Genomic DNA, 20,863 nt, shown 5'->3' on the forward strand with positions numbered 1-20,863 from the left:
CGGGCGTTCAGGGTGGTTCGTCGGGCTCCGGGGCCTCGTCGTCGCCGAGTGCCGCCAGGGCGTCGCGGAGCGCCACTCTGGAGGTGATGCCCAGCTTGGGGAAGATCTGGTACAGGTGAGTGCCGACGGTCCGGTGCGAGAGGAACAACTTCTCGCCGATCTGCTTGTTCGTCAGTCCGGACCCGGCCAGCTCCGCGATCTCCCGCTCCTGCGGGGTGAGGACGGTGGACCGGGTGCCGGTCCGCGGCTTGGTCAGGCCGGTGGCCCGCAGTTCGTTGGCCGCGCGTTCGGCCCACGGCCGGGCGCCCAACAGCTCGAAGGTCGCGAGCGCGGTCCGGAGCTGCGTCCGAGCCCTCGCGGTCGCCCGGAGCCGGCGCAGCCGTTCCCCGTACACGAGCCGCACCCGGGCGAGGTCGAACGGCCAGCGCTCGACGCCGGGCAGCGCCAGCGCCGCCTCGAACAGCTCCTCGGCCTTGTCGTCGGGGGCGGCGAACGCCGATGCCGCGGCGCTGAGCAGCGCGAGCCGCGGTGACACGCCGGCCAGGTTCGCCTCGTCGACGGCGGCGGCGTGAGCGGCGGCCTCGGTGAGGCGGTTGGTGCGTACGGCCGCCTCGACGAGATCCAGGCATCCCCACAGGGCGTGCGGCACGTACGGCGCGAGCCGGCCCGCGGGGCTGATGGCGGTCGCGTGCTGGTACGCGCTCTCGTGGTCGCCACGCGCCAGGTCGTTGAGGCCCCGGACGTGGTAGGCGTAGACCTCCACTGCCCGGGCGCCGCGCGGCACCGCGAAACGCAGGATGGCGTCGGTCAACGTGTCGCTGGCCTCGGCGTCGCCGCGCGCCGCCGCGAGCAGCGCCTGGACGTACTGGAAGTACCGGGCGACGAACCGGAAGCCGCGCTCGTCGCACAGGCGGAGGCCCTCCTCGGCGAGTTCCGCCGCCTCGTCCCACCGCCCGCTGTGGTAGTCGTCGAAGCAGAGGTGCAACAGCACGCCGAGGTGGCGGCGGGCCGGCGCCGCGCCCTCGCGCCCCAGGCGCACCACCCGCCAGTGGGCGTCCCGGCAGTCGGAGAGCCGGTCCAGGTAGATCGCGGCGATGCCGATCCGGACGATCTGATTCGGGTCGACCTCGTCGCTCATGCCGGCGACCATCGCGTCGAAGCGGCTCGCCGCCGCCTGACCCGTACGTGCCGGGTCACCGAAGCTCGCCGCCGCCACCGCGAGCGGCGCGGGCACCTCGGGTGTCAGCCGGCCGAGGGCGGCGAAGAACGGCTCCCACGCCGCGGGCTCGCCGGAGAAGAAGCACAGCAGCAGGAGCGTGTGCAGCGCGTCCAGGAGAGCCGGGTCGTCGGCGTCGTAGCCGTGGTCGCCGGACTCGATGGCGCCGACCAGCAGCCGGTGCGCCGTCCGGACGTCGCCGTCGCTGTTGAGGAGCAGGTACACGGCGGCGGCGCTGGCGTACAGCGAGCCGCCGGGACTTGCCCGTCGGGAGTCGTCCAGCAACTGCGACGCGTTGGTCAGCTCGCCGCCGGCGTCCGCGCCGATGTACGCGGCCTGGGCGAGACGCCGGCCACGGTCGACGGCGTCCGGGGTGAGTTCGGCCGCGCGCGTCAGGGATGCCACCGCGCCCACCGCGTCACCCCGGCGCAGGATCCGGTGCGCGGCCTGTTCCAGCAGGCCGGCCACCTCCTCGTCGGGGCCGACGGTGGCCTCGCCGAGGTGCCACGCCCGGCGCTCCGGCTGGGTGACCAGCGTCCGGGCGAGGGCGGTGTGTGCCCAGCGCAGCTCGCTGCTCGTGGCGACCTCCACGACGGCCGACTCGATCAGCGGGTGCCGGAAGGCGAAGCGGCGGCTGTTGCCGTGGACGTGGACGAGCTGGTCACGTTCGGCCGGTGCGAGGTCGTCGAGGTCGTACTCGCCCGCGGCCGTGAGCAGGACGCCGAGATCGCCCGTACCGTCGAGTGCTCCGAGCAGCAGGAGCCGGCGGCAGGGCTCGGGCAGTCGGGACACCCGCGACGCGAAGAGCACCTGGAGACGCCGGGTCAGCGGGAGGACCGCGGGCAGCGACGCCGCGGCGAGACGTTGCGGCCCGGTCAGGGCGCTGGGGAGTTCCAGCAGGGCGAGTGGATTCCCGCGAGCCTCGGACAGCAGCCGGCGCCGGACGGCGGGCGCGAGGTCGGGAAAGCGTCGGTCGATCAGCTCCTCGGCGGCGGCGGCCGGCAACGGTTGCAGTTCGAACTCGGGGATCCCGCCGTGCTCGAAGAAGCTGGCGGTCTGCGCCCGGCACGCGGCGAGGAACCCGACGCTGGTGCCGACCAGCCTGCGCGCGACGAACCCGAGCACCGCCGAACTCGCCCGGTCCAGCCAGGGCAGGTCGTCGACGATGAGCAGCAGCGGCTGCGCGACGGCCGTGGCCCGCAACAGCAGCAGCACCGCGTTGGACACCAGCAGCCGGTCCGGCGGCTGGCCGGTGCCGAACCCCAGCGCCACCCGCAGCGCCTCCCGGTGGGCGGGCGCCAGCTCGCCGAAGGCGTCGTAGAGCGGGAACAGGAGCTGGTTCAGCCCCGAGTAGCTGACGTCGGCCTCGAACTCGACCCCGGCGGCCCGGAGCACCCGCGTACCCGTCTCCGCGGCGGCCTCCGCGACGGCGTCGAGCAGTGCCGTCTTGCCGACCCCCGGCTCTCCCGAGATCAGCAACGCCCCGCCGTTGACCGCCGCCTGCCGCAGGAACCTGCGGGTCGACAACAGCTCGTCCGCACGGCCGACCAGCGACCCGGTCAGGGTGCCGGAATCATCAGCGATGCGAAGGTCCAAGCCGTGCTCGCCCCTTTCGCCGTCGCCGCGGCCTCGTGGGGCCGATACCGGACAAGCAGGCCGGCACCGGCCGCGGGCGGGTCACGATCGGCTCGTCGTGCCCCGCACCCGCGGTGCCACCCTACCCAGCTGGAATGGTCATTCCGAAGATGGGCGGATCAGGAGAGGGCACGCTCACTCCGAGGACAGGGCGGGCCTTCCGGCGGCCGCGGTCCCGTCGGCAGGTGCCCGCCGAGCCCGGGCGTTGCCGGTGCCGCCCAACTTGCCCATCTGCCGGCGCCGGACCACCTGGCGTCCGCGCGGGCCCTGCGGGTCGTCCGGTGAGCCTCGCCGGTCCGGCTCACCCGTCCGTCACGACCGCCGCGACGGCGGCGTGCGGCCGGTGGGTGCCGTCGCCGGGCCGCGCCAGCCGCTCGACCTCCGTGAACCCGGCCTGCGCCAGCCGCTGGGAGAACTCGTCGAGGGGCCAGCGGTAGGCGGTCGCCACCTTGTGGTCGAAGGCGGCGACCTCGTCACCGGTGAAGAGACCGAGCACCAACGTCCCGGCCGGGGCCAGCACCCGCCGGAACTCGGCGAGCACGCCGTCGACCTCCTGCGGCGGTAGGTGGATCAACGAGTACCAGGCCAGGATGCCGGCCACGGAGTGGTCGGCCGCGGCGAGGTCGTCGATCGACCCGAGGCGGTAGTCGCCGCCCGGGTGGGTCGCCCGCGCGTGGGCGACGAACTCGGGCACCATGTCGATCCCCGTCGCGTCGGCGCCCAGCGAGCGGAGGTAGTCGGTGATGTGGCCCGGCCCACAGCCCAGATCGAGCACCCTGCCGGGCCGGCCCGCCAGATGTCGCCCGATGAAGGCGAGGTCGTCGGCGTGCACCTGCTGGCGCGTGCCGAACAGCTCGATGTAGAGCTCCGCGACGGAGGCGTACGCCTGCCGGACCTGCTCCGCGTTCACCGCCCGACTATAGGGGCACGCGGATCAGGCGATCCGGTAGCCCACTCCTGGCGTCGTGGCGATGACCGGTGGGTTGCCGAGTTTGCGGCGCAGCCGGCCGACCGTCACGGTCACAGTGTTGGTGAACGGGTCGGCGTTCTCGTCCCAGACCTGTTCGAGCAGCGTCTCGGTGCTCAGGAAGCCGGGGCTCGCCAGCAGCAGCGCTTCCAGCACGGCGAACTCCTTCACGGAGAGGTGCAGGTGCCGCCCGTCGCGAACCGCGGTCCGGCGTACCGGGTCCAACTCGATCCCGGCGACGCGCAGTGTCCGCGGGCGTGCGTCGGGCCTGCGGCGGGCCAGCGCACGGACGCGCAGGATCAGCTCCGGGAAGTGGAAGGGCTTGGCCAGGTAGTCGTCCGCGCCCAGGGTCAGGCCGCTGACCCGATCCCCGGGTGCGCCGGCCGCAGTCAGCATCAGCACCATCGGCCGGTCCGGCCGCTCGCTGATCATTTGGCACAGTGTGTCGCCGTGGAGGCCGGGCAGGTCCCGGTCCAGCACCACCACGTCGTGCGCGGTGAGGTCGAGTTTGGCGGCGGCGGTCAGCCCGTCGTGGGCGAGGTCGACGGCCATCCCCTGGTCGCGCAGTCCCTCCGCGACGACCTCGGCCAGCGCGTGGTCGTCTTCGACGACGAGGATCCTCATGCCCGCACCGGCACCTTCGCGGCCGGGAGGGTGACCGACACACGCAGGCCGCCCTCCGGTCGGGCGAGCAGGGCGAGCCGGCCACCGTGCGCGGCCGCCACGGCCGCCACGATGGACAGGCCGAGGCCGGACGAACCGGTACGCTCGGCGCCGAGCCGCTCGAACGGCTGCGCCAGCCGGTCGACCTCCCGCTGGTCGAGGACGCGCCCGCCGGTCTCCACGATCAGCGCGATCTCCTGCTCCTCGGTCGCGGACGCGGCCATCCGGATCCAACCTCCCTGCTCGTTGTGGGTCACGGCGTTGTCGACGAGGTTGCCCACCAACCGCCCCAGCAGCGCCTCGCTGCCCTGGACGTGTGTCGCCGACGGCACGACCGACGCCACGCGCAGCCCCTTCGCCCGCGCGTCGGCGGACCTCTCCCGCAGCGCCGCGCCGACGAGGTCGGCGAGGTCGACCACGGCCGTGTCGGCCAGCGCGCCGTGTTGCGCCCGGGCCAGCACGAGGAACCCGTCGAGCAGGTGGTCGACCCGGTCCAGTTGCGTACGGAGGCGGTCCGCGAGCGCCACCGTCGAGGCGTCCGGGTCCGGCTTGGCGACCGCGACGTCCAGCGACGCCCGCATCGTCGTGAGCGGCGTACGCAGTTCGTGCGAGGCGTTGGCCACGAAGCGGCGTTGTGCGACGAACGACGCCTCGAGCCGTTGGAGCAGTTCGTCGATGGTGTCGGCGAGGTCCTTCACCTCGTCGGCGGGCCCGGTGACGGCCAGCCGCCGGTGCAGGCTGTCGGCGGAGATGTCCCGCGTGGCCCTGGTGATGAGCCGCAACGGCCGCAGTACGCGCCGGGCCAGCACCCGGCCGAGCAGCAACGAGACGACCGCCATCACCGTCAGCGCCACCAGCGAGCCGACCAGCAGCTGCCGGGCCTGCTGGGCGTCCGCCCCCGCCAACTGCTCCTCCAACTGGCGGATGCGCTGCTGCGCCGCGTCGAGGTCGCCCAGGGCGGAGGCCGGGGGATTGCGGGCCGGCACGGCGTTGCTCGTGCCGCCGCCGGAGAGCAGGAAGGCCAGGCCCAACAGCCCGACGCCGGAGGCGAGGAACACGACGGCGTACAAGATCGTGAACCGGGCCCCGACGGTCCCGCTGCGCAGCCTGAGCACCCCACCAGCATGCCCCGCACGACCTAACAACGGCATGACAGCGCCTGTTCGGACGGTGTGACGGCCCGCTGCGTAGAACCGGCGGCATGTCGACCACCGAACTCCTGCGCCGGGAATGGACCGCGTTCCGCCGCCCGAGCCGCCTGATCGCCCTGGCCGCCGCGGCACTCGCCGTCATCGCGCTGGGCCTGCTGTCCGCCGCCGGCAACCGCTCGTCCTGCGCCGGCGCCTGCCCGGCCGTTCCCGTCGCCGACGACGGCTCCGTCGTCAGCGACAGATTCTGGTTCCTGCATCGCGACCTGGGCCGCGAAGGCAGCATCACCGTCCGGCTGACGTCGATGACCGGAACCATCACCTACCCACCACCGCACCACGACCGGATCGTGCCCGGGCTGGTGCCGTGGGCGAAGGCGGGGATCATCGTCAAGGACGGCCTGCGGCAGGGCTCGCGCTACGCGGCGCTCACGATGACCGGCGGCAACGGCGTGCGCTTCCAGTACGACTACACGCACGACGTCGCCGGGAGCCCCGGCCCCGTCACGGAGCAGTCCCCGCGCTGGCTGCGTCTGACCCGATCGGGCGACACCATCACCGGTGCCGAGTCGGCCGACGGCACGCGGTGGCACACCGTCGCGACGGCGACGCTCGACGGGCTGCCGGACGTCGTGCAGGTCGGCCTCTTCGCCACCTCACCCGGCGACCTCACGCTCCGCCCGGTCGGCCTCGGTGGCGCGGTCGAGGAGGTCCGGTTCACCCAGGCCGTCGGCGTCTTCGACAACGTGACCGTCGAGGGCGGCGCCGCCGGTGGATGGCACAGCGACCCGGTCGGCCAGATGAACCAGAGCGACTGGGAGAAGTACCACAACGCCTCGGGCGCCATCGAGAGGGACGGCGTCATCACGGTCAGCGGCACCGGCGACATCGGGCCGCTCAGCGAGGACGGCGCGCGCGGCGTCGGGACGACCCTGCCCGGCCTGGTCGTCGCGTTGACCGTCCTGCTCGTCGTCGCGGCCCGATACGGTACGCGCACGGCGCACGAGGGGCCCACCCGTCGGGTGGTCTTCGCGCGGGCCGCCGTCGTCGCCGGGGCCGCCTTCGTCACCGGTCTGGTCGCCGCCGGTGTCGTCGTCCCGGCGGGCACGGCGATCCTCGACCACAACGGCATCCCGGTGCAGCCGGTGCCGGCGCCGACCCTCGCTCGGGTGATCGTCGGCGTCGCGGTGGTGCTCGCGCTCTGTGCGGCCCTCGCGTACGGGCTCGGCGTGTGGCTGCGCCGTGGCGGGGCAGCGATGGCCGTCGGGCTGTCGCTGGTCGCCCTGCCGTACGCCGTCACCACGGTGCCGCTGCTGCCGGACGGGGTGGCCGAGTGGCTGCTGCGGCTGACCCCGGCCGCCGGCTTCGCCGTCCGACAGACGGCGGTGGAGTATCCACAGGTGACGGCGCACCACGCCCCGTCCGCCGGCTACTTCCCGCTGCCGTGGTGGGGCGGTCTCGGCGTGCTGTGCGCGTACACGGTGGTCGTGGCGTGGGTGGCACTGGGCCGCACGCGGGGCGCGGACACCGACTGGCGATAGCGGGACGGGCGCGGAAGAGTCACCCTCGCCCGAGGGTGACTCTTCCGCGTCGTTGCTGGTCGGCGGACGTCAGCGGTGCGGGATCCCGGCTCGGCGGGCGGCCTGCTGACCGCCGAGCACCGGCAGGGAGACGTGGCTGACCTTGGTGTCGACCGTGATGGTGGGCCGCGAGGCGAGCGTCGCCGCCGAGTAGCCGCGGTAGCTGCCGACGATGACGACGCCGATCCGGTTGCCGGCGGAGAAGACGTAGTCCTCCGGCAGCAGGGGAATGCTGATCTCGTACATCTGGCCGGGCGTCATCGGGTCGGGCGCCGCGATCGAGTCGCGGTTCTGCCCGTCGCGGATCCCCTTGGTCACCCGCCACTGGGTGACGTCGGTCGGCCGGTACGCGACGGGCCGGTAGCACCCGTCGTCGGACGGGCTCGACTCGCCGTAGCACTCCTCGGGCAACGTCGTCTGGACGACGCCGTCACCGGTCCGGTTGTTCTGCGTGCTCGGCCCGTACTCGACGAGGATGGCGCCGAAGTACGCCTCGTCGAGGCTCGACGACGCGACGAGGTTGACCACGGGAGTGCCCGAGATCCGCAGGTCCTCCGCCAGCGGTGGGGACAGGAAGGCCAGGCGGCTCCCGTTCGGCTGGTCGGGGTTGTTGATCATCGTGGCTTCGGTCTGGCTCGGGTTGTCGGTGAACGAGCGGGTCGTCGGGGCGGCCTTGGCCGGGGTGAGCGCGAGTTCTCCGGCGCTGTCGGCGCCCGGACGCAGCCAGACGTTGACGTTTCCCGTGCCGGGAATCGGCCAGTCCGCGTGCCGTTCCCAGACGCCGACGGACGGTTCCACGTCGACCGTCGGCTCGCCGGTGATGCCGTTGTCGACGCCCTGGAGCCAGTAGTCGAACCAGCGGTGCAGCGTGTCGACCCAGACGTCCCGGCGGAAGTCGAACGGCTCGACGTGCCCGACCCGGCCGATCCACAGCTTCCGGGGGACGTCGTACGTCTTCAGCGCCTCCCAGAACTTGCTGAAGTGATCCGCCCGGACGTTGTCGTCCTGGATGCCGTGCACGAGGAACACGCTCGCCTTGATCTTCGCGGCGTCGTCCAGGTAGTTCCGCTCGTGCCAGAACGGCGTGTAGTCGCCGTGCTCGTCGCCGTCGTCGGCCGCGATCTCGTTCCAGACCGGCGCGCACCGGGACTGACGGGCCGGGTCGTCCGCCGTGATGGTCCGGGCGAGCGACCCGAGGTAGTTGTTGCCACGCGTCACGATGCCGTTGGCGCGGGTGTAGTCGTAGTAGTTGTACGGACCGGCGATGGGAACCACCGTCGACAGGCCCTCGACGCCGGACACCGCCGCGGCCATCGCCAGGGACGCGTCGTACGACTTGCCGATCATCCCGGACCTGCCGTTGTGCCAGTCGACCACCACCGGATCGCCGTGCGAGTCGTGCGCGTCCCGCCGGCCGTTGAGCCAGTCGACGACGGCCGGTCCGGTGGCGTTCTCGTTCGCGCCCTGGATGGTCGGGCAGCCGGTGGAGCCGGCCGTGCCGACCATGTCGACGAGCGCGACGGCGTAGCCACGGGGGACGAAGTAGTTGTCGTAGAACAGCGGCCAGCGGTCGAGAAGGCCGTCACCGTCGACGTCCGCCTTGAGTTCGGACTCGTTGCCGCGCCCCAACGTCGTGTAGTACGGGCTGTTGTCGATGATGACGGGGACCTTCAGACCCCGCTCGGTGGCGGCCGGCCGGATGAGGTCGACACGGACGACGTCCTTGACGCCGTCCCGGTCGCTGTCCACGTCGGTGTCGACCCAGACCCGTTCGCGGATCGCGTCGGCGTATCCGAACACCGGCTGGGTGACTCCGTCCGCGACGGTGACCGTCACCGTCTCGACCCGCTGGGCCGCGACTGCCGGCGCCGTCACGGCCAGCATCGCCAGCACCGTACCGATCGGAATGATCGCCCTCATTGACCTCCCCCTCATCCGGCCTGCGGGCGGCGCTCTCGTCACGCGCCGGCGCGACCACCCCCGGACGCTACGAAAAGGCCAGTTGATCGTCTTCCGGCAGATGCACGAACTCCGCGGCGCGCCGCATGGACATCTGCCGAGACGTCGGCACGCGTACGGGCTGCTCGTGCGCGACGTCCACCCGCGGGGACGCCCGGCCGGGCCGGAGGCATGGCAGCGGCACTGTCCTCCGGCCCGCGAACCGTGCCGCTGCCACCGCGTCTAGGGTTTGACGACCCACTGGACGTTGGTGGGGCGTCCATCGGTTCGCAGGAACTCGTGGGCCGCCTGCCGGGCCTCGGCGTGGGTGACCTCGAAGGGCTCGATGCCGTCGGGAAGGGCGAACCGCGGGTCGTCGTAGGCGTACTCGGCGTCGCCGACGACCTGGTTTCCCGGCGCACCCGGCGGCACCGGGCCCCACGCGAGGAGGATGTCGGTCTCGCTCTCCCAGTACAGGCCGGCCCGATCTCGCCAGAAGCTGATGTGCAGGGTCCGCCAGGCGGCGTCGCTGGCGAGAGTCACCTCCCCCGGTGGTTCGTCGCCGAGGATCGCGTCGAGTTCGGCGACGTCGGTCACCGTGGTGGCGGTGCCGTCGATCCAGACCTGCACGGTGACCTCACCTGTTCCTGGTCGTGGTCCCACACGGGATGAGCGAGCCTAGTGGCCGCACCGCCGCCGCGGGTGCCCGTCGGTCCGCCCGCGTCGCCTCAGCCGGGGAACCCGAGTGCGAGGGCGGCGACGACCGGCGCCAGGTACAGCAGCGGGAACGGCACGTGGCCGTACGAACGGGCCCGGAGGACGGTGACGACGGCGCCGACGAAGTAGAGCACGAGGCCGACGGCGGCGAGCACGCCGACGACGGGCACGAACAGGCCCACGAGCAGGCCGACCGACCCGGCGGCCTTGGCGACCCCGAGCCACGGCCACCACGAGCGGGGCACCCCGTACTCGGCGAGGGGTCCGACGACCCACGTGGCGCGGAGGAAGACGGAGGCGGCGGAGAACCCGACCCAGAGCGCGGCGGCGATGGTGACGATGGTGGCGGTGGTCGACATGGTCCTGTGTCCTTTCGCGTGTCACTGACGACCCCAGGACGGACCACGACCGGCCCGCCGTGAACCGAGGTGACCCACGCCACAGCAGGTGGGGAGGCGGGGCCCGTGCGTAGGGCAGCGGTGGGCCTTCCCCCGGCGGGAGGCGCCGGAAGCGCGGAATGCGAGTGATCCTGGCGGGCCGATCTCGTCCAGCGGGTTCGTGCCGGGCTCGGAGAACGTCGAGCCCGGGGCGGCGCGCGGACCGCTAGGCCGGTGGCGGGGCGGTCGTGCGGCGGACGACGAGGGTGGGGGAGAGCTTGACCTGCGCGGTGGGACGGCTGCGGTCGGCGATGCGGTCGAGCAGGAGCCGGGCCGCGTTGGCCCCGATCTCGTGACCGGCCTGGTCGACGCTGGTCAGCGAGATCGGCCGGAACGCGGCGAACGTGGTGTTGTCGTAGCCGGCGATGGATATGTCGGTGGGAACGCTCAGGCCGGCCTCGGCGATGGCGTCGAGGGCGCCCATGGCGACGATGTCGGCACCGGCGAAGATCGCGGTGGGCCGGACGGGGCGCGCGAGCAGTTGCTTCGCCCCAAGGTAACCGCCCTCCTGCGTGTAGGTCGTGGAGGCGATGTCGATCCCGTCGGCGAGGCCCCTGGCCCGCATGGCCCGCCGGTAACCCTCGGCGCGGATGGCGTTGGGCATCTCGGCGAGGCAGTCCGGTGTGCTCTCGTGGTGTTCGATGTGGGCGATGCGGCGGTGGCCGAGGTCGGCGAGGTGGTTCACGACCAGGGCGGCGCCGGTGAGGTCGTCGTCGGCCACGGTGTCGTAGGTGTGGGAGTGCCCGTGCCGGCCCACGACGACGGTGGGGACGAGGGCGGCGACCCGCTCGAGGTGAGCGCGCGCGGAGATGGGCGCTATCAGGATGAGGCCGTCCATGCCGCGGTCGATCATGGCGTGGATGACGCGAGCCTCGGCGTCCTCGCCGTTGCAGCCGGGGCCGAGCAGGACCTGGTACTCCGTGCCGGCGATACGGCCGGTGAGGCCGTCGAGGACCTCGGCGAAGAACGGGTTGCGGATGTCGGGCAGCATCACGCCGATGGTGTACGTCCGGCCCCGCAAGCCCCTGGCGGAGGCGTTGGGACGGTAACCCAACTCGCTGATCGCCTGCCGCACCTTCGCCTGCATCTTCGGGCTCACGCCGTACGCGTTGCGCAGCACCTTCGACACCGCGGTGGTGGACACCTGAGCGTGCCGTGCGACGTCGACGATGGTGATGCGTCGGGCGGGCGCTTCGTCCACTCATAACCTCCAGCTCTGTGCAACGTTGCCCAGAGCGTAGACCCGGGATTAAACCGCGTCATCACCAGACCTCTTGACGACCCTTCGATGAACTTCTAGGGTCAGCCGAAACATTTGGGAAACGTTACCCACTCCGATATCTTCCCCCGACCACGCTCCACCTTTCCTGCGGCGCTTCCTTGAAACGTTTCAAGAGTGGATCTCGCGGATGACTCTCACCCCCGCCCGTCTCACCCGGGCATCCACGCCGACCGTTGGCCGGTCGGCCGCCGGCCATGGGCGTGGCGGATCACCGTCCTGGTGGTTCGCGGCGCCGGCGATGCTGCTGTTCGCCTTCGTGGTCCTCGTGCCCAGCGCGCGAGGCGTGTACTACGCCTTCACCGACTGGGACGGACTGAGCCCCGACCTCTCGTTCGTCGGGCTCGACAACTTCGCTGGCATCGCCCGTGACCCGGACGCCGTCCAGGCGATCTGGCACACCGTGGTGATCGCGGTTTCGATCACGATCATCCAGAACGGGATCGGGCTGCTGCTCGCGCTCGGCGTGAACAGCCTGATCAAGTCCCGCACCGTGCTCCGGGTGTTCCTGTTCGCTCCGGCCGTGGTCACGCCGATCGTGACCGCGTACCTGTGGCGCAACCTGCTGGGCCCGGACGGCGCCGTCAACAGCCTGCTCGGCGCGGTCGGGCTCGGCCGGTGGGGGCAGGACTGGCTGGGCGACCCCCAGTTGGCGCTCTGGTCGATCGTGGCCGTGATCGTCTGGCAGTTCGCCGGCTACTCGATGGTGATCTTCCTGGCCGGGCTGCAGTCCGTGCCGAAGGAGCTGTACGAGGCCGCCGCCATCGACGGCAGCGGACCGGTACGGCGGTTCTGGTCGGTGATCAGGCCGCAACTGGCGCCCGCGATCACGATCAACCTGATGCTGTCGATCATCGGCGGGATCAAGCTGTTCGACCAGGTGTACGCGCTGACCGGCGGTGGTCCCGGGCACGCCACCGACACCATCTCGACGCTCATCTACAAGGACGCCTTCACCCTGGGCGAGTTCGGCTACAGCATCGCCCTCGCCGTGGTGCTGACGATCATCGTGGCCGTCGCGTCGACCGGGCAGTACCTGGTGCTGGCCCGCAACGAACGGGCAGCATCGTGAACCGCTACCGCTGGCGGACGTTCGGCCTGGAGCTGGCGATGATCGCCGCGGCCGTCGTGGTCGCCTTCCCGGTGTACGTGCTGGTGAACCTCGCCGTCCGGGCCCCGTCGGACACGTCCTCGCCGATCCGCCCCACGACGTCTCCGACCCTGGCCAACTTCAGCCAGGCGTGGCGTGAGGGCGGGCTGGGTGGCGCGCTCGTCAACAGCGCCCTGGTGACCAGCATCAGCGTCGTCGTCGTGCTGGCCGTCTCGTCGCTGGCGGCCTATCCGCTGGCCCGCGCCACCGCCCGCTGGTCCCGCGCCATGTTCCTGCTGATCATGCTGGGCCTGGTGCTCCCGTTCCAACTCGCCGCGCTGCCGCTCTACCAGACGATGAGGGACCTCGGCCTGCTCGGCACGGTCTGGGCGCTCGTCCTCTTCTACGCCGGTCTGCAGGTGCCCTTCACCACCTTCCTCTACACCGGATTCATCCGGGCGCTGCCCCACGACTTCGAGGACGCCGCCTTGATCGACGGCTGCCGCCCATGGGACGCCTTCCGACACGTCGTCTTCCCGATGCTCCGGCCGGTCACGGTCACCGCGCTGGTCCTCAACGCGATCGCGGTGTGGAACGACTTCTTCACCCCACTGCTCTACCTCAGCGGCAGCGACCAGCAGACCATGCCGGTCGCGCTGGCCGGCTTCGTCGGCCAGTACGTCGCCGACTGGAACCTCATCTTCGCGGCGCTGGTGATCAGCATCGTGCCGATCCTGGTCCTCTACTTCGCGTTGCAGCGCAGCATCATCAACGGCTTCGCGGGAGGGCTGAAGGGATGAGACCGTACGGCCTGGAGGCGGAACAGCGACGCGAGCCGCTCGGTGTCGGGGAGCGGTGTCCGCGACTGTCCTGGAAACTCGAATCCGACCGGCGGGGTGCGGCGCAGAGCGCCTACCAGATCACGGCGGCCGAGCGGGCGGCGGACCTGGACGACCCCGACCGGCTCGTCTGGGACACCGGCCGCCGCTCGTCCGGGGACGGGCTGCTCGTGCCGTGGGACGGCCCGGCCCTACGGTCGGCCACCCGTTACCACTGGCGGGTGCGGGTCTGGGACGAGACGGGCGCCCAGGCGGGCGCCGCCCAGAGCTGGTTCGAGACCGGACTGTTGCACCGCGACGACTGGACGGCCGTGTGGATCGGGCGGGACCCGGCGCTGCTGCCGCACGTCGACCCACCGGCCGACGAGGATCTCCCCTCACCACCGCTGGCGTCACCACCGCTGTACCTGCGCCGGGAGTTCCACCTCGCGCGGCAGCCGCTGCGAGCCCGGCTGTACGCCACCGCACGCGGCGTCTACGAGCCGCGTCTCAACGGTGCCCGGGTCGGTGACGTCGAGCTGGCGCCCGGCTGGACCGAGTACCACCGCCGGCTTCAGTACCAGACGTACGACGTCACCGACCTGCTCCGTCCCGGCGCCAACGTGGTCGCCGCCATCGTGGGGGACGGCTGGTGGTGCGGGTACGTCGGTTTCGACCCGCGGCGGCCCGCCCAGCACTACGGCGACCGGCCCGCCTTCCTCGCCCAGCTGGTGCTCGACTTCGCCGACGGCTCCCGCCAGGTGGTGGCCACGGACGGCAACTGGACCGAGCGCCCCGGCGCGATCCGCGCCGCCGACCTGCTCATGGGCGAGTACGTCGACCACCGTCAGCACGTGCCCGGGTGGGACCTCCCCGGTGTCGCCGGCTTCCGGCCGGTCGCGGTGCTCGACACCGCGCCGGGCCCGTTGGTCGCCGAACCGGACCACCCGATCCGCGTCACCCGCACCGTGGCACCCGTCGAGATCCGTCGGCGGGGCCCGGGCCGCTACGTCGTCGACTTCGGGCAGAACCTCGTCGGACGGGTACGGCTGACCGTACGGGCCGCCACGGCGGGACACCGGATCGTCCTGCGGCACGCGGAGATGCTCGCCGACGGGGAGCTGTACGTGGACAACCTGCGCCGGGCGAGGGCGACCGACGTGTACGTCACCGGCGGAGATCCCGTCGAGGTGTTCGAGCCCCGGTTCACGTACCACGGCTTCCGCTACCTGGAGGTGGCCGACCACCCGGGCGAGTTGCGCCTCTCCGACGTGGTCGCCCGGGTGCTGCACAACGACACGCCGTGGACGGGGTGGTTCGAGTGCTCCGACCCCGTGGTCAACCAGTTGCAGTCCAACATCGCGTGGGGGCAACGCGGCAACTTCGTGGCGGTACCCACCGACTGCCCCCAGCGTGACGAGCGGCTCGGCTGGCTGGCCGACGCCCAGATCTTCGCCCCGACCGCCGGCCGCAACGCGGACGTCTCCGCCTTCCTGGCCCGATGGCTCCGCGACGTGGTGGACGGACAGGACGCCGACGGCGCCTTCCGCGACGTGGCACCCGTCGTCACACTCGGGCGGGAGGCGGCGCCCGCCTGGGGCGATGCCGGAGTGATCATCCCCTGGTACCTGTGGCGCGTCTACGGCGACCGGCGCGTGCTCGAACGCGGCTTCGACGCGATGCGCGCCTGGGTCGACCACGTCCACCGGCACAACCCCGACCTGCGCTGGCGGAACCGCACCGGCAACTCCTACGGAGACTGGCTCCAGGTCGACGTCACCACGCCGCGCGACGTGCTGGCAACCGCGTACTTCGCCCACAGCACCCAGCTCGTCGCCCAGGCCGCCGAGGTGCTCGGCCGGCACGACGAGGCCGAGCAGCTCCGCGACCTGCATGCCCGGATCCGTGCGGCGTTCGTCGACTCGTACGTCGGCGACGACGGCACCGTCGAGGGTGGCACGCAGACGGCCTACCTGCTGGCACTCGCGTTCGGGCTCCTGCCGCAGCGGCTCGTGCCGGCGGCCGTCGAGCATCTGGCCGCCGACATCGAGAAACGCGGCCACCGTCTGACCACCGGTTTCGTGGGCGTGGCCCTGCTGTGCCCGGTGCTGGCCGACCACGGCCGGGCCGACCTGGCGTACGCCCTCCTGCATCAGGACCGGTACCCCTCGTGGGGGTACTCCATTCGCCACGGCGCGACCACCATCTGGGAGCGCTGGGACGGATGGACCGAACACGCCGGCTTCCAGTCGCCGAAGATGAACTCGTTCAACCACTACAGCCTCGGCAGCGTCGGCGACTGGCTCTTCGGCCGAGTCGCCGGCATCGACCAGACACCGTCGTCGGTGGCCTACCGCGAACTCCTGCTTCGGCCCCTGCCCGGCGGCCGGCTCACCTGGGCCCGTGCCGAGCAGGAGACCGCCCGCGGACGGGTCGCCTGCGGATGGTCGATGTCCGACGGCCGGATCACCGTGACCGTCACGGTGCCGCCCGGCAGCACTGCCGTACTGCAGATCCCCACACCGGATCCGGGCAGCGTGTGCGAGAACGACGCACCCGCCGCCGGCCGGCCCGGGGTTCTCGGGGTCGAGCCGTTCGCCGCGGGGGTCAGCCTGCGGCTCACGTCCGGCCGCTACACCCTCACCGCCACGGCACCCGACGTGGTGCCCTGACCGCTCCTCCACAGGGAGACACCCATGAACCGCACGAGACTCGCGGCCGTCCTGGCCGCGACTGTCATCATCGGCGCGATGACCGCCTGCAGCAGTGGCACCAACGCCGGTTCCGGCGGCGGGTCCGACGTCCTCACCCTCGCCTCGGTCGACCAGGGATCCGTCGAGGACGTCATCAAGGCATTCGAGGCGGCGAACCCCGGCGTCAAGGTCAACTTCACCACCAGCGGCGCGGACCAGTACCAGCAGCAGATCCGCACCCAGTTGGCCTCCGGCACCGCACCCGACGTGATGTCGGTCTGGCCCGGCAACGGCAACCCCGGCGCCACCTACGTGCTCGCCGAGCCCGGCTACCTGCTGGACCTGTCCGACCAGCCCTGGGCGGCCAGACTGCCCGACGCGGTCAAGAGCGTCGCCGGGTACGAGGGCAGGACGTACAACGCGATATTCGGGCTCAACGGCATCGGCGCGATCTACAACCAGGAGGCGATGCGGAAGGCCGGCCTCACCCCGCCGGGTACCTGGACCGAGCTGCTGACCTTCTGCCGTGCCGCCGCGGCCAAGGGCACCCCGGCCTTCGCGCTCGGCATCCAGGACAACTGGGTCACCCAGCTCGTCCTGTACGCGCTGGTGGCCACGACCGTCTACGGCACCGACCCGGACTTCGACACGAGGATGCAGGCCGGCCAGGCCACCTTCGCCGACTCCCCGTGGAGCACGGCCATGGCCAAGTACCAGGAGATGAACACGGCCGGTTGCTTCCAGAAGAACCCGCTCGGCACCAGCTACGAGGCCAGCCAGGAACTCGTCGCCACCGGCAGGACGCTCGGCATCGTCCAGGGGAACTGGGTGGTCGCGCTGCTGAAGGGCAAGAACCCGAGCGGAACGTTCGTCCTGAAACCGCTGCCCGCCACCGACGATCCGTCCACGTTCGTCATGCCCGCCGCGGCCGGTGCCGGCTACGGAGTGAACGCCAAGGCGAAGAACAAGGAGCTGGCGCTCAGGTTCATCACCTTCGTCATGTCGCCCGAGGGCATGAGGGTGTTCAACGCCAAGCAGGGCAGCCTGCCGTCCCTGCCCGACAGCGGCTCGACCGTCGACCCGGCCTTCGCCGACCTGACGACCTTCATCAACGACAACCGGACCGTGCCGTTCATGGACCAGCTGTGGCCCAACGCCAAGGTGCAGCAAACCATGCTCTCCGGCCTGCAGGAGATCTTCAGCGGCCAGTCCACGCCGCAGAAGGTGCTCGCGGCGATGGACGCCGACTACCGGGCGGGAACCTGACCGCTTCCCATCCCCGCGGACGGCACAGCGCCCGAATGCGCCGCCTCCGCCGGGCCCCCCGCGCCACCACACCACCACCACACCACCACCAGCACTGACGCCGGCGCACGAGCGCCGGCGGGGAAGGACGGCACCAGTGTCGAGACCGAGACGACGCGCGAGGGCGCTCACCGGAGTGGGCCTCTGCCTGGCCCTGATCGCGCCACAGGCGGTGGCCGCCACACCGGCCTCCGCCGGGAGTGGCGGCGGAGCCGCCAACGTCCGGGTCGTCAACCTGCAGGTCGACGGCAGGTACGACGAACCCCTGGGCATCGACAACGCGAGCCCCACCCTCGGCTGGCAGATCGTCGAGACCCGGAAGGCGGCCTCGCACCCCTGCCACCGGCCGCGCGCCCGGGTGGCCTGCCCCGGTGACCGGCAGACCGGGTACCAGGTCCAGGCGGCCACCAGCGAGTCGAACCTCAAGCGCGGACGGCTGATCTGGGACTCCGGCAGGATCCCGTCCGATCTGCAGACGGGGGTCCGGTACGCCGGCAAGCCCCTCGCGTCACGCGAGCGGGTCGTCTGGCGCGTACGCGTCTGGGACGCCGACCGGCGTCCGTCCGACTGGAGCGGGCCGTCCTCCTGGGAGATGGGTCTGCTCGAGCAGGGCGACTGGGCGCCGGCCCGCTGGATCGAGTACCCGGGCCGCGCGGAGAACCAGCCCATGCCGATCTTCGCCCGCCAGTTCACCGTCGACCGCCGCAAGCAGGTCGGCTCCGCTCGCCTGTACCTCTCCGGCGTCGGCCTGCACAAGCCGACCCTCAACGGCCGGACGCTGACCGACGAGGTCCTCGCCCCGGGCAACTCCAACTACCAGTTGTCCAGCGAGTACCGCACCTACGACGTGACCCGGGATCTGCGCCGGGGCGCCAACACCCTCGGCGTCGAACTCGGCAACGGCCCCGCGTACGTGCGCCGCAGCGTCACCAACCCGGCCGTCGGCCGCACCGCCCCCTACTCCTGGTGGCAGAGCCAGCTCAAGGGCAGCGGCAGCCTCGCCGCGGACGCCGCGGCCGGCGCCACGACCGTGAAACTCACCAGCGTCGCCAACTACCACGTCGGCGGCACCATCAACATCGACACCGGCGACGGCGGCGACCGCCTCGAGTCCCGCACCATCACGGCGATCGGCACCGCCGGCCCCGACGGCACCGGCATCACCTTCACCCCGGCGCTGGCCGCGTCGCACGCCGCCGGCGCGCGGGTCACCGGCTCCGGCAACAACATCGCCGCGAGTGACGCGAGCGCTGGCGCCGCCGTCACGCCACGCCTGATCGCCCGGCTGGAGATCTCGTACGCGGGCGGAGGAACCGACGTCATCGTCTCCGACCGCAGTTGGCGCACCGCGCTGGGACCGCTCGTCACCGACGCCTGGTACTCCGGCGCCGACTACGACGCCCGCCGGGAGCAGCCCGGCTGGAACGCTCCCGGCGCCGACCTGTCGGCCACCGCCACGCGCCGCGACGGCACCCCCACCGGCTGGACGAACGCGGGCATCGCCCCGCCACCGAACCTGGCCACGAAGCTCGTCGCCCGCGCGGCCGAGCCCGTCAGGATCGTGGAGACGTTCACTCCGGTCTCCGTGACCAACCCCGCACCCGGCACCTGGGTGTTCGACTTCGGACAGAACATCGTCGGATGGCCGGAACTGCGCCTGCAGGACACCGTGCCGGCGGGCACGACGATCCGCATGTCACCGGCCGAGTCGCTCGCCGCCGACGGCACCGTCGACCAGGCCTCGCTCATGGGCGGTGGCGGCAGCCGCGGCCGGGACCTGTTCAACACCTACACCACCGCCGGTCTCCCCGGCGGGGAGACCTGGCACCCGGACTTCAACTACTTCGGCATGCAGTGGGTGCAGGTCACGGGCCTGCCCGAGGGGTATGTCCCCACGAAGGACACCGTCCGGGGACTGCGCCTGCAGGCGGCCACACCCCTGGCCGGCGAGGTGACGACCTCCAACGCCCGGGTCAACCGCATCCACACGATGTCCCGCTACTCGTTCATGAGCAACATCATGTCGGTCTTCACCGACTGCCCCGGCCGGGAGAAGCTCTCGTATCCCGCCGACTACACCATGCCCATGGGCGCCATCCACCGCAACGAACAGCTCGCCGCGTACCTTCGCACGACCATGCACCACCTGGTCGAAGGTCAGTCCGTGGCCGACACGCCGATGTTCGGCAACGTCGCCCTGAAGACGCCCGTGTACGACTGGGGCTACAGCGGACGTTTCGGCGACGAGATCAACTGGGGCAACGCCATCATCCTCGTGCCGGCGATGCTCTACGAGCTCTACGGCGACACCCAGACGATGGCTCGCTACTACGACCACATGGTGGCCTTCGCCGACTACATCCAGCGGGAGAAGGTCGGTGAGGGTGCCGACGCGCACATCGTCGACGCCGCACTCGCCGACTGGGTGTCGGCGGACCAGACCTCCGGCCGGATCACCGGCACCTGGGGCTACTACGTCATGATCAGCAAGCTCGCCATGATGGCCGAGCTGACCGGCCACCGGGCCGACGCGGAGAAGTACCGGACGCTGGCGGCCGACATCAGGACGGCCTTCAACGCGCACTTCTACAACACCCAGCTGCGCCGGTACACGGCGGAGGGCAACGCCGGCGCCGCGGGCGCCACCCAGACCGCCCAGGCCCTCGCACTCGACGCCGGGCTCGTCCCCGACAGCGAGCGCGGCGCCGTCCTCGACGCCCTCGTCGAGCTGGTCTACGCGTTCCATCCCAACGGCGACGGCCCCCACTTCAGTGGCGGGACCATCGGGATGGCACCCACCGTCCGGGCCCTCGCCGCGGGCGGCCGCGACGACGTGCTGTGGGACCTGCTGCAGGAGGACGACCAGCCCAGCTACGGCTACTTCATGGCGTCCACCACCGCCAACCCGGGCGGCATGACCACGATCGGGGAGCGGTGGAACCGTGGGGACTCCAAGAACCACATGATCCTCGCCCAGATCGAGGAGTGGTTCCACAGCGGGCTCGCCGGCATCCGGGCGGCCGACGGCAGCATCGCCTACCGCGAGTTGGTCATCCAGCCGAAGGTCGTCGGTGACCTGACCTCCGTCAAGGGCAGCTACCAGACGCCCGCGGGGCTGGCCCGCTCCGAGTGGTCGCGGACCGACGGCCGCTTCCGGCTCTCGGTCACCGTGCCCACGAACACCACGGCGTCCGTCTGGGTCCCGTTGCAGGGCGGACGGCCACTGGGGACGCCCGACCGGGCGGACTTCGTCCGGATCGACGGTGACTACGCCGTCTACCGCGTCGGGTCCGGGTCGTACACCTTCACCACCACGTCACGGTAGGCGTGTGGGGGCCCGGCGTCCGTCCGGACGCCGGGCCCCAGCGACCGAGGGA

General features: G+C 71.8%; 14 protein-coding genes. 6 read left to right on the top strand and 8 right to left on the bottom strand.

What is annotated here, in order from left to right; all coding sequences use genetic code 11:
• Positions 1 to 7: 7 nt before the first annotated feature.
• From D7I43_RS17080 to D7I43_RS17095, 4 genes are all read right to left on the bottom strand, one after another.
• Positions 8 to 2,812 (bottom strand): helix-turn-helix transcriptional regulator, encoded by a 2,805-nt coding sequence (locus D7I43_RS17080; RefSeq protein WP_204985221.1) that lies wholly within the window; start codon positions 2,810 to 2,812, stop codon positions 8 to 10.
• 340 nt (positions 2,813 to 3,152) lie between these two features.
• Positions 3,153 to 3,761 (bottom strand): class I SAM-dependent methyltransferase, encoded by a 609-nt coding sequence (locus D7I43_RS17085; RefSeq protein WP_120329496.1) that lies wholly within the window; start codon positions 3,759 to 3,761, stop codon positions 3,153 to 3,155.
• Positions 3,762 to 3,785: 24 nt separating this feature from the next.
• Positions 3,786 to 4,442 (bottom strand): response regulator transcription factor, encoded by a 657-nt coding sequence (locus D7I43_RS17090; RefSeq protein ID WP_120329497.1) that lies wholly within the window; start codon positions 4,440 to 4,442, stop codon positions 3,786 to 3,788.
• On the bottom strand, positions 4,439 to 5,596 hold the full coding sequence (locus D7I43_RS17095) for a sensor histidine kinase (RefSeq protein WP_240033007.1): 1,158 nt from the start codon (positions 5,594 to 5,596) through the stop codon (positions 4,439 to 4,441). The genes D7I43_RS17090 and D7I43_RS17095 overlap by 4 nt, the downstream gene beginning before the upstream one ends.
• An 86-nt stretch (positions 5,597 to 5,682) precedes the next feature.
• Between D7I43_RS17095 and D7I43_RS17100 the strand changes: the two genes are divergently transcribed.
• Positions 5,683 to 7,170, top strand: a complete 1,488-nt coding sequence (locus tag D7I43_RS17100) for a DUF1349 domain-containing protein (protein ID WP_120329499.1) — start codon at positions 5,683 to 5,685, stop codon at positions 7,168 to 7,170.
• 69 nt (positions 7,171 to 7,239) lie between these two features.
• On the opposite strand, the gene D7I43_RS17105 is transcribed toward D7I43_RS17100, so the two are convergent.
• The 4 genes from D7I43_RS17105 to D7I43_RS17120 all read right to left on the bottom strand — a co-directional run bounded on the left by D7I43_RS17105 (position 7,240) and on the right by D7I43_RS17120 (position 11,502).
• Entirely contained in the window at positions 7,240 to 9,129 is a 1,890-nt protein-coding gene (locus tag D7I43_RS17105) for a CocE/NonD family hydrolase (RefSeq protein WP_240033008.1), read from the bottom strand.
• Positions 9,130 to 9,390: 261 nt separating this feature from the next.
• On the bottom strand, positions 9,391 to 9,777 hold the full coding sequence (locus tag D7I43_RS17110; RefSeq protein WP_158610111.1) for an Imm1 family immunity protein: 387 nt from the start codon (positions 9,775 to 9,777) through the stop codon (positions 9,391 to 9,393).
• 98 nt (positions 9,778 to 9,875) lie between these two features.
• Positions 9,876 to 10,223 carry a DoxX family protein gene (locus tag D7I43_RS17115; RefSeq protein ID WP_120329502.1) on the bottom strand — a complete coding sequence of 116 codons (348 nt, stop codon included), beginning with the start codon at positions 10,221 to 10,223 and terminating at the stop codon, positions 9,876 to 9,878.
• Positions 10,224 to 10,467: 244 nt separating this feature from the next.
• Positions 10,468 to 11,502, bottom strand: a complete 1,035-nt coding sequence (locus D7I43_RS17120) for a LacI family DNA-binding transcriptional regulator (protein WP_204985222.1) — start codon at positions 11,500 to 11,502, stop codon at positions 10,468 to 10,470.
• 319 nt (positions 11,503 to 11,821) lie between these two features.
• Between D7I43_RS17120 and D7I43_RS17125 the strand changes: the two genes are divergently transcribed.
• The 5 genes from D7I43_RS17125 (at position 11,822) to D7I43_RS17145 (ending at position 20,811) form a co-directional block, all read left to right on the top strand.
• A complete protein-coding gene (locus tag D7I43_RS17125; RefSeq protein WP_240033009.1) occupies positions 11,822 to 12,652 on the top strand; it encodes a carbohydrate ABC transporter permease in 831 nt (276 codons plus the stop codon).
• Complete coding sequence (locus D7I43_RS17130) at positions 12,649 to 13,470, top strand: carbohydrate ABC transporter permease (RefSeq protein WP_120329504.1); 822 nt, start codon at positions 12,649 to 12,651, stop codon at positions 13,468 to 13,470. The genes D7I43_RS17125 and D7I43_RS17130 overlap by 4 nt, the downstream gene beginning before the upstream one ends.
• On the top strand, positions 13,467 to 16,160 hold the full coding sequence (locus D7I43_RS17135) for an alpha-L-rhamnosidase (RefSeq protein WP_120329505.1): 2,694 nt from the start codon (positions 13,467 to 13,469) through the stop codon (positions 16,158 to 16,160). Before D7I43_RS17130 ends, D7I43_RS17135 begins: the two co-directional genes overlap by 4 nt.
• A gap of 24 nt (positions 16,161 to 16,184) precedes the next feature.
• Entirely contained in the window at positions 16,185 to 17,447 is a 1,263-nt protein-coding gene (locus D7I43_RS17140; protein ID WP_120329506.1) for an ABC transporter substrate-binding protein, read from the top strand.
• Between the two features lie 136 nt (positions 17,448 to 17,583).
• On the top strand, positions 17,584 to 20,811 hold the full coding sequence (locus D7I43_RS17145; RefSeq protein ID WP_120329507.1) for an alpha-L-rhamnosidase: 3,228 nt from the start codon (positions 17,584 to 17,586) through the stop codon (positions 20,809 to 20,811).
• Positions 20,812 to 20,863 lie beyond the last annotated feature (52 nt).

The organism is Micromonospora globbae, from assembly GCF_003610785.1.
In the GTDB taxonomy this organism is placed as follows: Bacteria; Actinomycetota; Actinomycetes; order Mycobacteriales; family Micromonosporaceae; genus Micromonospora; species Micromonospora globbae.